The sequence below is a fragment of the Providencia sp. JGM181 genome (assembly GCF_018257375.1).
GTDB classification, from domain to species: domain Bacteria; phylum Pseudomonadota; class Gammaproteobacteria; order Enterobacterales; family Enterobacteriaceae; genus Providencia; species Providencia lanzhouensis.
The window spans coordinates 1-11,549 of the sequence record NZ_JAERJY010000118.1 but is presented as its reverse complement, the minus strand read 5'-3'; the positions used below and the strand labels follow the sequence as shown (position 1 = coordinate 11,549).

13 protein-coding genes are annotated in these 11,549 nt (G+C 46.6%); all 13 read right to left on the bottom strand.

From position 1 onward, the window contains the following. Positions 1-245: 245 nt before the first annotated feature. The gene (locus JK188_RS13690) at positions 246-1,319 is read right to left on the bottom strand and encodes a cytochrome c-type biogenesis protein CcmH (protein WP_211887819.1); all 1,074 of its coding nucleotides are present in this window, start codon (positions 1,317-1,319) and stop codon (positions 246-248) included. Then, positions 1,316-1,873, bottom strand: a complete 558-nt coding sequence (gene dsbE / locus JK188_RS13685) for a thiol:disulfide interchange protein DsbE (RefSeq protein ID WP_036952089.1) — start codon at positions 1,871-1,873, stop codon at positions 1,316-1,318. The genes JK188_RS13690 and dsbE overlap by 4 nt, the downstream gene beginning before the upstream one ends. Continuing rightward, positions 1,870-3,801, bottom strand: a complete 1,932-nt coding sequence (locus JK188_RS13680; RefSeq protein WP_108478304.1) for a heme lyase CcmF/NrfE family subunit — start codon at positions 3,799-3,801, stop codon at positions 1,870-1,872. The genes dsbE and JK188_RS13680 overlap by 4 nt, the downstream gene beginning before the upstream one ends. Continuing rightward, positions 3,798-4,277: a cytochrome c maturation protein CcmE gene (ccmE, locus tag JK188_RS13675; protein WP_036952093.1), complete on the bottom strand. Its 480-nt coding sequence runs from the start codon at positions 4,275-4,277 to the stop codon at positions 3,798-3,800. Before ccmE ends, JK188_RS13680 begins: the two co-directional genes overlap by 4 nt. After that, positions 4,274-4,486, bottom strand: a complete 213-nt coding sequence (gene ccmD / locus JK188_RS13670; RefSeq protein WP_211887818.1) for a heme exporter protein CcmD — start codon at positions 4,484-4,486, stop codon at positions 4,274-4,276. The genes ccmE and ccmD overlap by 4 nt, the downstream gene beginning before the upstream one ends. Continuing rightward, a complete protein-coding gene (locus JK188_RS13665) occupies positions 4,486-5,238 on the bottom strand; it encodes a heme ABC transporter permease (RefSeq protein ID WP_132496675.1) in 753 nt (250 codons plus the stop codon). Before JK188_RS13665 ends, ccmD begins: the two co-directional genes overlap by 1 nt. A 136-nt stretch (positions 5,239-5,374) precedes the next feature. Then, positions 5,375-5,977 carry a cytochrome c-type protein NapC gene (gene napC / locus JK188_RS13660; protein WP_036952097.1) on the bottom strand — a complete coding sequence of 201 codons (603 nt, stop codon included), beginning with the start codon at positions 5,975-5,977 and terminating at the stop codon, positions 5,375-5,377. A gap of 9 nt (positions 5,978-5,986) precedes the next feature. Next, positions 5,987-6,436 carry a nitrate reductase cytochrome c-type subunit gene (napB, locus tag JK188_RS13655; RefSeq protein ID WP_036952098.1) on the bottom strand — a complete coding sequence of 150 codons (450 nt, stop codon included), beginning with the start codon at positions 6,434-6,436 and terminating at the stop codon, positions 5,987-5,989. Next, the gene (napH, locus tag JK188_RS13650) at positions 6,433-7,296 is read right to left on the bottom strand and encodes a quinol dehydrogenase ferredoxin subunit NapH (protein WP_211887817.1); all 864 of its coding nucleotides are present in this window, start codon (positions 7,294-7,296) and stop codon (positions 6,433-6,435) included. Before napH ends, napB begins: the two co-directional genes overlap by 4 nt. Beyond that, positions 7,283-7,978 carry a ferredoxin-type protein NapG gene (napG, locus tag JK188_RS13645; RefSeq protein ID WP_036952102.1) on the bottom strand — a complete coding sequence of 232 codons (696 nt, stop codon included), beginning with the start codon at positions 7,976-7,978 and terminating at the stop codon, positions 7,283-7,285. Before napG ends, napH begins: the two co-directional genes overlap by 14 nt. A 6-nt stretch (positions 7,979-7,984) precedes the next feature. Next, positions 7,985-10,471: a nitrate reductase catalytic subunit NapA gene (gene napA, locus JK188_RS13640; RefSeq protein ID WP_211887816.1), complete on the bottom strand. Its 2,487-nt coding sequence runs from the start codon at positions 10,469-10,471 to the stop codon at positions 7,985-7,987. Continuing rightward, entirely contained in the window at positions 10,468-10,737 is a 270-nt protein-coding gene (gene napD / locus JK188_RS13635; RefSeq protein WP_006660695.1) for a chaperone NapD, read from the bottom strand. The genes napA and napD overlap by 4 nt, the downstream gene beginning before the upstream one ends. Next, positions 10,721-11,212, bottom strand: coding sequence for a ferredoxin-type protein NapF (gene napF, locus JK188_RS13630; RefSeq protein WP_108478306.1), 492 nt, complete (start codon positions 11,210-11,212; stop codon positions 10,721-10,723). Before napF ends, napD begins: the two co-directional genes overlap by 17 nt. Between the last annotated feature and the right edge of the window lie 337 nt (positions 11,213-11,549).

The following is an 11,549-nucleotide window of genomic DNA, read 5'->3' as shown; positions in this document are numbered from 1 at the left end:
AGATTTATATCAGTCACTCGAGTAAATTACTTAATGCTTTGATAACAAATAGATTTAAATAACAATCATAATAGTTCAATGAAATACAGACGCTTTTTTATAATAGAACATCTAAATAATATAATTTTAAAAAACCATTTAGTTTTAAAAGAACGCCAATACTACATTGCACCCTTATATCAAAAATAAAGGGAGCCGAAGCTCCCTTTATTCAATCACATTAATGCCAGATGCCCCGAAAAGCGTTATTTACCTTCCGGTGTCTCTTTTTTCTCATGAAGCATCATCAGCGATTGCTCGACACTGCGCTCAATAATCGCTCTGCGCTGATCATTCTCAGGCAACAGCTTTAACATCATCTGCCAAGCCGAAATTGCTTCGGGATAACGCCCTTGTTCGAACGCATTAAACGCAAATATACTGAGCGCTTTAACATTAGTTCGGTTCTTAGCAATCAGCTTTTTGAGTAGCTCATTACCTTCTTGGTTATCACTTGGGTCTGACGAACGGGTTAATACTTCCGCATAGCCTAATGCGACCGCATCATCGTCAGGGGATAAGCGGTAAGCACGTCCATAAGCATCGGTTGCCATAGTCGCGTTACCTAATACCATCCCAATGCGACCGAGCATCACCCAGCCATCAATATTTTGCGGATCATCCTGAAGGCGAGTACGCAAACCTAAAGCCAAGTTTTCCATTTCTTCATTATTCAATGGAAGCTCATTGGCATTCAGCGCTCTATCTAACAATGCTGGCGCTTGCTGATAAGCCACATTCCAATCTTTCACTTTGCTGTAGCTACCCACTTCATAATACGCAGCACCTGCAACACCCAGCGCTATCACAATACCGGGGACATACACCCAAGCACTTGCACGGCTCGCTTCTGGCAGTGGCTCGTCATCATCGTTTTGGGCGACTTGGCTGGCTCTGACACGTTTTTTAGAACGGGCGTAAATCAACCATCCTCCGACAGCGATAGCCACAAATGGCATTCCCCATAACATCACGGTCAGCGGCGTTAATGGCGGGTTATACGTCACGAAATAACCATATCTCGCCACCATATAATCGACGATTTCATCGCGGCTTTTTCCCTCTTGCATCAGCTCATACACTTTTTGGCGCAAATCGAGAGCGATCATCGAGTTAGAATCAGCAATGCTGTTGTTTTGGCATTTCGGGCAACGTAACTCTTCCGTTAATTTACGAAATTGCTGTTCTTGCTGCTCATTTTCGAACGTGAAAACTTCCGTGGAAGCCAAGCTTACACCTGCACTGAGCGCCCACATCATCAAGGCAATCACATATTTCATTGATTTGCCTCCTTGCTATAACGATCCCACAGCGGCTTCAGCTCGTTTTGCCAAACTCGCTCATCAACCGCACCGGCGTGGCGATAACGAATAATCCCTTGCCCATCAATTAAGAAGGTTTCAGGCGCGCCATACACACCGAGATCAAGTCCCAGCATGCCTTGTCCATCGAATAAACTTAATGCGTATGGATTACCCAATTCGCGCAGCCAGCCGATCGCTTTTTGGCGATCATCTTTATAGTTCATTCCCACAACGCGGATCCCTTGCGATGCTAACTGATTCAAATATTGGTGCTCAGCACGGCAAGTCGGGCACCATGTCGCCCAGACATTCAATAAAATTGGCTGCCCTTGGATCAGTACCTTGGTGTCATATTCCTGTCCCGGATTTTCCAAAGATTCCAAACGGAAAACAGGCACTGGCTTACCAATCAAGGCAGACTCTAGCAAGCGGGGATCATCCCCTTCCGCATTACGTACCAATTGCCATAACAGCACGGCAGCAATCGCCGCAAAGATAACAAAAGGAATTAAAAAGACTTTGCGATTCATACAGCTTCCCCTTGTAGCTTGCGACGACGATAACGCGAATCAAACAAGCAGCATAGCGCGCCTACTGCCATAAATACGCCACCCGCCCATATCCAGCGGACAAACGGTTTATAGTACAAACGCAGTGTCCACACATTTGGGGAGATCTCCTCACCCAGAGCCGCGTATAAATCACGGGTGATCCCGCCATCAATAGCGGCTTCTGTCATCACTGCACGGCTGGTGCTATAAAAACGTTTTTCTGGATGCAACGTGGTGAGCACCTTGTCATTCTCTTTCACCGTGATAGTACCAATCACCCCTTGATAGTTTGGACCATCCGCTTCATGTACCCCATTAAATACAAAGGTATATCCACGAATAGCAATGCTATCATCCGGCTTCATTTTCACATCACGTTCAATACTGTAATTCTGGCTAAAGGCGATCCCCACGATAGTCACCGCCAAACCAAGGTGTGCCAGCACCATTCCCCAATAGCTTGAGGTCAGTTTAATTTTTTTACTGATGCGCACCTTCATTTCAGCGAAGGCCAAAATCACAATCCAGCACGCCATCATTAAGCCCAGCACTGTCAGCGCTTCAACTCGGTCTTGCATTAGCCAAGGCAGCAAGAAAGAGAGAATGAGTGTCAGCACTAACGCCATCAGCAGCAATTTGCGGATAGCCGCAGGACGATCACGTCCCCAGCGCACTAGCGGTCCAATACCTAGTAACAGCGCAAAAGGTACCATCAAGGCGATAAACATAGTGTTGAAGAACGGCTCACCAATCGAAATCGTTCCCAAACCAATTTGTTTATGGATAAGCGGCAGCAATGTGCCTAACAACACCACCAACATGGCGGCGGTTAAAATCACATTATTCCCTAATAGCAGGGATTCCCGTGACCATAATGCGTTGTTCACCTTAGAACGTACTTTATGACCGCGTATTGCAAAGACTAATAGCGAGCCGCCGATCACCAACACCATAAAGGCAAGAATAAACAACCCTCGAGCGGGGTCCGAAGCAAAGGCGTGCACCGAAACCAATACGCCTGAACGGACTAAGAAGGTGCCCAATAAGCACAATGAGAAGGCAAATATCGACAATAATAGCGACCATGCTTTGAAGGTGGCGCGCTGCTCAGTGACTGATAATGAGTGGATTAAGGCAGTTCCCACTAACCACGGCATAAAGGAGGCATTTTCTACTGGATCCCAGAACCACCAGCCACCCCAGCCTAATTCGTAGTATGCCCACGCCGACCCTAACATAATTCCCAGTGTTAAGAAGAACCATGCTGCTAGCGTCCAAGGGCGTGCAAAACGGGTAAAGGAGCTATCTAAGCGCCCACTGAGCAATGCGGCGATCGCGAAGGCAAATGCCACCGAGAAGCCCACATAGCCCATGTACAGTAATGGCGGATGGAAAATCAGTCCCGGGTCTTGCAGCAGTGGGTTTAAGTCACGACCTTCAATCGGGAAGGAGGGCAAGGTGCGAGAGAATGGGTTTGAGGTAAAAATGATAAACAGCAAAAAGCCAACGCTCACCATACCCATTACCGCGAGCACTCGAGCCACAATGTCCAGAGGCATACGGTAGCTGAATAACGCCACCGCAAATGTCCAGCCGCTCATGAGCAGTACCCACAGCAATAGAGACCCTTCATGAGCGCCCCATGTTGCCGCCACACGGTACCAAATCGGTAATTGCGTGTTGGAGTTATTTGCCACGTAAGTGACAGAGAAATCATTTACCACAAAGGCATTAATTAAGACTAAAAATGCCCCTGCGATAAACAGGAAAAGCAGCCAAGCTAGTGGTCTAGATGCCGCCATCAGGCGGGCATCATTACGTGCCACACCCCACAGAGGATAAAAAGAGAGTAATACAGAGACCCCTAATGCTAAACACAGAAGGATATTACCAATCTCAGGGATCATGATGCATTGTCCTTATACATTGCAGCAGGACGTTTATGGTTTTCTTGCATCGCTTGCTCAATTTCTGGTGGCGTGTAGTTTTCATCATGTTTGGCTAACACTTCTTTCGCCATCACATGGTTATTTGGTTCTAATTCCCCTTGCACCACCACACCCTGCCCCTCTTTGAATAAATCAGGCAAGATACCGTCATAGCTCACGTCAATTTCGGCTTCCGCATCATAAACGGTAAAAGTCACTTTCAGCGAGTCTGGGTCGCGCACAACGGAGCCAGGCATCACCATGCCACCCACGCGTAAACGCTGCCCGACTTCAGGCACTTTTTGCGTTTCTCGCTTCCCGTAAATCACTTCACCGGGGGTATAAAACAGGTCGATACTGGAACTTAAGGCATATAGCACCAATGAAAAAGTCAGCCCAACACCTAAAATAATGGATGAAACCAACCACAGTCGGTTACGGCGACGAATATTCACATCCCCTCCCTGCGCGCTCTAGCGGCTTTTTGTCTTGCTTCTCGCGCTTGTTGCTGAACAATCGCGCTAAAAATCATTTTTCGTTGAATATAGGTATGGATACACAGTGCCGCTAATGGCAAAAGGGTTAGCGCAACCGCTAACCAAACATAAAATCCATATCCACCCATGGCGAAGAAGTCACTCCAAGAGGCAAATGCACTATTCATTATGATTTCCTCCCATGGCTATTTCCTCGCTTAGTCATCAGTTCCAGTACCCAAGGTCGGTTACGCTCTAACATTAACAGTTGGTTACGCAGACGAATTAGCGTCAACGAAATAAACAGGAATAAATACCCCAGAATAGCTAAACGTAATGGTGTACGCATCGCTGGGTTAATGCTTTCTTGCATACGTGTTGATGGTTGATGCAGGGTTTGCCACCACTCAACTGAGTAGTGAATAATCGGCAAATTGATCACCCCAATTAACACTAAAATGGCAGCCGCTTTTCCTGCTGTACGGCGGTCATCAAATGCATGCCACAGGGCAATGACCCCAACATATAAGAATAACAGGATCAATTCAGATGTCAGACGCGCATCCCATACCCACCAAGCTCCCCACATCGGTTTACCCCATGTGGCGCCGGTGACAAGCGCAATAAAGGTGAATACAGCGCCGACGGGCGCCATTGCAGCAATAGCTAACTCAGAAATTTTCATCTGCCACACAAGACCGATGAACGCCGTGATAGCCATAGTGGCATAAATCCCCATCGACCACATGGCCGCGGGGACGTGAATATAGATGATCCGGTAGCTATCACTCTGTGTTTTATCGGTTGGTGCAAAACCAAAGCCCCAAACCCAGCCCACCGCCAGAAAGATCACACTTAACACAATGAACCATGGAGCCAGTCGCCCACATATTCTATATAAGTTCATTGGAATTGCTAATTGGTGAAGCTTTTTCCACATAGTTAATAGCCCCGATTTATCTCACAAAATGCTGTGCATTAATAATAGCTACAATACACAAAAACCACGTAATTTTATTGATTTATCACAAATACAACTTAGGCTAGCTGACTCAATTAGCCAGCTAGCCTATTTCTTAGAAGCCTGGTTCCACTTCTCGCATATCTGGTAACTTATGCGCAATACCTTTATGGCAATCAATACAGGTTTTTCCGTCTTTTAACGCTTGGTCATGCATTTTTGCAGCGACACTTTTTTGAGCGGTAAAATCCATATAGTCGAAGTTGTGGCAGTTACGACACTCTTGGGAGTTATTATCCTTCATCCGCCGCCACTCGTTCTGCGCCATTTCTAGGCGATGAGCTTCAAATTTTTGTGGTGTATCAATCACGCCAAAAATCTTACCGTATAACTCTTTACTGGCTTTGATTTTTCTCACCATTTTTGGCACAAACTCATGAGGTACGTGGCAATCAGGGCATGTCGCTCTCACCCCACTACGGTTAGTATAGTGAATGGTATCCATATACTCTTCGTAGACGTTTTCACGCATTTCATGGCAGCTAATACAGAACTCTTCCGTGTTCGCTTTTTCCATTCCGGTATTGAAACCGCCCCAGAAAATAACACCGCCAACGAAACCGATAATCAACAACGTTCCCAACGCTAAACGGCTTGGGCGCCACCACCACTGCCAAACTCGGCGAATGATCCCCGGTTTATCACTTTTATTAGTCATATCCGCCCCTTATTTCCCGAAGCCTTTAGATGGGGTAAAGGTATTATCGATAATCGGCGCAGTATCAGATTGAGGAACATGACACTGTAAGCAGAAATAACGATTTGGTGCCACTTCACCTAATACTTTACCAGTCGCATCCATAAAGTGTGTTGGGCTAATACGTGGTGCGCCAGTGGTACGATAATTTTCCACACCATGGCACTGCAAACAACGGTTTGTGTTCGTGGTAATTTGATACCCTTCAACACTGTGAGGGATCATCGGTGGCTGGTTAACGTAGTTCAGTGCCATTTTTTCCTGCTCTTTAGGAATATGAATGCCACTTTCTGGTGTGCCTGACACTTCTGGTGATTGAGCCAGATCGACGCCATTCGCCGACCATGCAAAACTGCTCACGACAACGGCCATACCCGCTATCCAACGGCTTAAAGTTCTTTTCAGGACAGGGTTTTTCATGATTTAGCTCCCGAACTCCATTTTAGTGTTATTTTAAAAACGTCCTCAGAACAGACATCAATACAGCGACCACACGTCGTGCAATCTTTCGCCGTGATCTGTGCTGGGGCTTGTTTATCAAGAACCGGAACGCGCAAAACTTGCGGCTCAGGACAAACGTGGAAACAATCCATGCAGCGGTTACACTGCTCTTTTTTATGGGCGGTCACGACTAAAGCCCCTTTACACCCCGCGACACCATACAGTGCGCCGAGTGGGCATAAGTGACCACACCAACCATGTTCCACGACCAATAAATCGAATAAAAAAAGTGCAACTAAAACTAAAGCGCCGCTACCAAAACCAAAAATCAAGCTACGTCCCATCAGAGAAACGGGGTTAATCCATTCCCAAAGCAACGTACCTGTTAATGCCGCTCCCAACAAAATGACACCCAGCAAAACATAGCGGATGTAACGTGGGATCGTGGCGGATTGATTGAATTCGAATTTTCGACGTAGCCATGCCGCCGCATCCGTGACCGGATTAACAGGGCACACCCAACTACAGAAAACCCGTTTTCCTAACAGGGCATACACCCCCAAAACAATCCCGGCACCGATTAACGCGGAGATCCCCGGTAAGTAACCACTTGCTAAGCTTTCAAGAGTAATTAGTGGATCCGTCAATGGGATCGTATCCAGCAATAAGCTGCTACTGTAATTGCCATGTAAGATCCACACGCCTAACCACGGACCACTCAAAAACATGGCTAACACTAACAACTGACTGGTACGTCTTAATACCAACCATTTATGGCTTCCCCACCACCCTTTTTTCGCCAGAGCCTCACGTCCGGCATCGTGCTTACGATTTGCCATTGTTTCCCTCCAGCCAACCAAAACGGTAATGGTGACCTAATTCCCCTTTCGCCAGCGAACGTGGCAATACTTTAATTGCCGACTCCTCAAGCACACACGCTTGTTCACATTTACCGCACCCCGTACAGTAATTACTGTTCACTGTCGGCAAGAAACGCGCGTGTTTACCGGTTCGATGGTTTTGTTCAAGTTCCAGTGTGATAGCTTCGTCAATCACAGGGCAAACTCGGTAGCACACATCGCATCGTAACCCTTGAAAGTTCAAGCAGTTCTCTTGGTCGAGTAACACTGCTAGCCCCATACGAGCATCATTGATAGAAGCAATATCCTTATCCAACGCACCACTTGGGCACACTTTGGCGCAAGGAATGTCTTCACACATTTCGCACGGGTTTTCGCGAGCAATAAAATACGGTGTACCCGCTGCCATGCCAGACGCCAACGTAGCAAGCTTCAACATGTCGTAAGGACACGCTTGCACACATTGACCACAGCGCACACAGGCACTTGCAAAGGCACTTTCGTCTAAGGCACCCGGCGGGCGAAGATGCACTCCGCTCGCTCGGGAGGTTTGTTGCTGAAGCCCCAGTACCACACCAACAGCCGCCAGTCCACCCGCTGCGCGAGCAACATCACGCAAAAAACGGCGGCGACTATTCTGGGAACTCGGTTTCTGGGACATACGCAATTACACCTTTTCCAATTTAACTGCACATTTCTTGTAATCCGTCTCTTTCGATAGCGGATCCGTTGCATCCAGAGTGAGGTTATTCACTAACTGAGATGCATCGAAGAATGCCATATAAATCAAACCTTTTGGTGGACGGTTACGGCCACGAGTTTCCACGGTAGAGAGCACTTCACCACGGCGAGAAAGCACTTTCACTTTATCCCCACGGCGCAAGTCTTTCGCTTTTGCATCCAGCGGGTTCATAAACACCACGGACTCAGGGAATGCACGATGCAACTCAGGCACACGGCGAGTCATACTGCCGGTATGCCAATGCTCAAGAACACGTCCGGTGGATAACCATAAATCGTATTCTGCATCTGGCGCTTCTGCGGCTGGTTCAAATGGCAGTGCGAAAATCACCGCTTTACCATCTGGCTTGCCGTAGAATTGGAAACCTTGTCCAGCTTTTACGTAAGGGTCATTACCTTCGCTGTAGCGCCATTGGGTCTCTTTACCATCCACAACTGGCCAGCGGATACCGCGAGCTTTGTGGTATGCATCGAAATCCGCTAAGTCATGACCATGACCACGACCGAAACTTGCGTACTCTTCAAACAGCCCTTTTTGCAGGTAGAAGCCGAGTTCACGAGATTCATCATTCAGCTGGTCAGCAGCCAGTTCTGTAATTGGGAATTTGGTCACTGATTCGTTAGCAAACAGAATGTCGTATAACGTTTTTCCGCGATATTCTGGTTTCTTCGCTAATAACTCTTCCGGCCAAACGTCTTCCGCTTTGAAGCGACGAGAGAACAGCACCATCTGCATTAAGTCAGATTTTGCTTCACCCGGTGCTGGCACTTGTTGACGCCAGAATTGTGTACGACGCTCTGCGTTACCGTATGCCCCTTCTTTTTCTACCCACATCGCTGTCGGTAAAATCAGGTCAGCAGAAAGTGCGCTGACGGTTGGGTATGGGTCTGACACCACGATAAAGTTACGTGGGTCACGCCAGCCCGGCATACGCTCTTCATTAATATTTGGACCCGCCTGCATATTGTTATTGCACATCACCCAATAGAAATTGAGCTTGCCATCTTTCAATGCGCGGTCTTGAGCAACAGCGTGTAATCCCACTTTTTCTGGGATAGTTCCCGCAGGTAATTTCCAAACGTTTTCCACTTTTTCACGGTGTTTTTCGTTGGTGACCACCATGTCGGCTGGTAAACGGTGAGAGAACGTCCCCACTTCACGCGCAGTACCACAGGCTGACGGTTGACCTGTTAAGGAGAACGGTCCACAACCTGGTTGAGAAATTTTACCGGTCAATAAGTGCAGGTTGTATGCCAAGTTATTCGCCCAGACGCCACGCGTGTGCTGGTTGAAGCCCATTGTCCAGTAGGAAACGACTTTCACATTAGGATCTGCATACAGCTTAGCTAACGCTTCTAACTGATCTTTCGGAACACCCGTCATTTCAGCCGTTTTGTCGAGGGTATATTCCGCAACAAACGCTTTGTACTCTTCGAATGTCATTGGATCAGAGGCATCTGAACCTGGGTTTTTCGCCTTTTGCTCTAAAGGATGCGTTGGACGTAAACCATAACCAATATCAGTAACCCCACGACGTAAATTAACGTGTTTATCAAGGAAGTCCTGATTCACCGCATTGTTTTGAATAATGTAGTTAGCGATGTAGTTGAGGATCACTAAGTCTGATTGCGGCGTAAAGACAATGCCGTTATCCGCTAATTCGAAGCTACGGTGTTTAAATGTAGACAGTACAGCGACACGAACATCAGGGTTAGATAGACGACGGTTGGTGATACGCGACCATAAAATTGGGTGCATTTCCGCCATGTTCGAACCCCACAGCACGAAAGCATCTGCATGTTCGATATCATCGTAACAGCCCATCGGTTCATCCATACCAAAGGTACGCATAAAGCCTACAACCGCTGATGCCATACAGTGACGTGCATTTGGGTCTAAGTTATTTGAACGGAAGCCACCTTTAAATAGTTTGGATGCAGCATAACCTTCCCAAACCGTCCACTGACCGGAACCAAACATTCCGATACCTTCAGGACCTTTCTCTTTGAGGGTGGTTTTGACTTTCTCTTCCATCACATCAAAGGCTTTTTCCCATGTAATTGGGGTAAATTCACCGTTTTTATCGTACTCACCGTCTTTCATACGCAAAAGCGGTTGAGTTAAACGGTCTTTTCCGTACATGATTTTTGGTAGGAAATAGCCTTTGATGCAGTTCAGACCACGGTTTACAGGAGCTTCAGGGTCACCTTGGCTCGCAACGATACGTCCGTTTTGCGTTCCAACTAAAACCCCACAGCCTGTACCGCAGAAACGGCAAGGTGCTTTATCCCATTTAATGCTTTCTTGCTGACCAACCACTGCTTTCGCAATACTTGGTACGCCAACGCCTGCCGCCGCAGCAGCGGCCGCTATCGCATTGGCTTTCATAAAGCTACGACGACTGAGTTTCATACTTTTTCCTCACATTGCTCATCCTGCTGGTGATAAACCAGTGAAACATCCAATACACCATCGATATCACGGATAAAATCGATAGTATCTAAAAGCGTTTTGCTGTCTTCCCCTTCCACAACCACAATTAACTTGCCATTTTCAGGGGAGGAAATAGCCACTTCGCAGTTGGGTTCTTGATGTAATTCATCTGTCACAGCTGGAATGCGTTCACTTTTGACTTGAACAATCAAACTGCAAACTTGCCAGTTATTGTGCATCTTCATGCTCCATGGTAATGGCTGATACAGGACATCCTGCGACACATGCGCCACAACCTGTACAACCCTGCATATCAATGTTTGGCTGGTAAATACCGGCCAGTGATGGACGAAAGGCGATCACTTGAGGCTCACAACTGTCTTCACAACGACGACATTCAATCGATTTGTACGCCAGACAGTGTTGCCCAATGGCAATCTTGATATTCCAAGGCTGGGTATTTTGAGGAAGGAATATAGGCTCAGGACAGGCCTCTGCACATGCATAACAGAATGTGCATTCACCACGCTGAAAATCGACCATGGGATAGCCACCAGGACCTGGTTGCAAAATTGCCGTTTCACAACTCTTGATACACTGGTTACAACGAGTGCACTGTTCAATAAAACGTGCTTCGCTACCACTCCATGGTGGTCGAATTACGGGTGCAGCATTACGCCAAGCCCCCGTTAAAACTCCCCTACGGGTGATATCAACCATGTTTATTTCCTTTACATTGCCCAACCAAAAACTGCTAAAAGAGACTGATAAACCGTACTTTTTATATGATTATTTATTGTGAATATTAATTAGCTAACTATCAAAAATACATACTACCTAGTAGGTAAACTAACTTTTGGCGTTATTATGAAGAAAATAGTCATTCTTTGACGTTTCACATCGAAGACACTGTACAAATATCGAGAAAGGCAGGTTTGAGGTCGTTTTATAATTATTCATTAACATTTAATAAATATGATTTGCGAATTTAAACCTTATTTTTAATAGTCAAATTTATAATTAATGAAAATATATACCACTAAAGTAGTATATCTGT

What these genes read in the sequence shown, in the direction of transcription:
- JK188_RS13690 (WP_211887819.1), bottom strand. Translation starts at nt 1,319, where the DNA reads ATGAAATATGTGATTGCCTTGATGATGTGGGCGCTCAGTGCAGGTGTA.
- dsbE (WP_036952089.1), bottom strand. Translation starts at nt 1,873, where the DNA reads ATGAATCGCAAAGTCTTTTTAATTCCTTTTGTTATCTTTGCGGCGATT.
- JK188_RS13680 (WP_108478304.1), bottom strand. Translation starts at nt 3,801, where the DNA reads ATGATCCCTGAGATTGGTAATATCCTTCTGTGTTTAGCATTAGGGGTC.
- ccmD (WP_211887818.1), bottom strand. Translation starts at nt 4,486, where the DNA reads ATGAATAGTGCATTTGCCTCTTGGAGTGACTTCTTCGCCATGGGTGGA.
- JK188_RS13665 (WP_132496675.1), bottom strand. Translation starts at nt 5,238, where the DNA reads ATGTGGAAAAAGCTTCACCAATTAGCAATTCCAATGAACTTATATAGA.
- napC (WP_036952097.1), bottom strand. Translation starts at nt 5,977, where the DNA reads ATGACTAATAAAAGTGATAAACCGGGGATCATTCGCCGAGTTTGGCAG.
- napB (WP_036952098.1), bottom strand. Translation starts at nt 6,436, where the DNA reads ATGAAAAACCCTGTCCTGAAAAGAACTTTAAGCCGTTGGATAGCGGGT.
- napH (WP_211887817.1), bottom strand. Translation starts at nt 7,296, where the DNA reads ATGGCAAATCGTAAGCACGATGCCGGACGTGAGGCTCTGGCGAAAAAA.
- napG (WP_036952102.1), bottom strand. Translation starts at nt 7,978, where the DNA reads ATGTCCCAGAAACCGAGTTCCCAGAATAGTCGCCGCCGTTTTTTGCGT.
- napA (WP_211887816.1), bottom strand. Translation starts at nt 10,471, where the DNA reads ATGAAACTCAGTCGTCGTAGCTTTATGAAAGCCAATGCGATAGCGGCC.
- napD (WP_006660695.1), bottom strand. Translation starts at nt 10,737, where the DNA reads ATGAAGATGCACAATAACTGGCAAGTTTGCAGTTTGATTGTTCAAGTC.
- napF (WP_108478306.1), bottom strand. Translation starts at nt 11,212, where the DNA reads ATGGTTGATATCACCCGTAGGGGAGTTTTAACGGGGGCTTGGCGTAAT.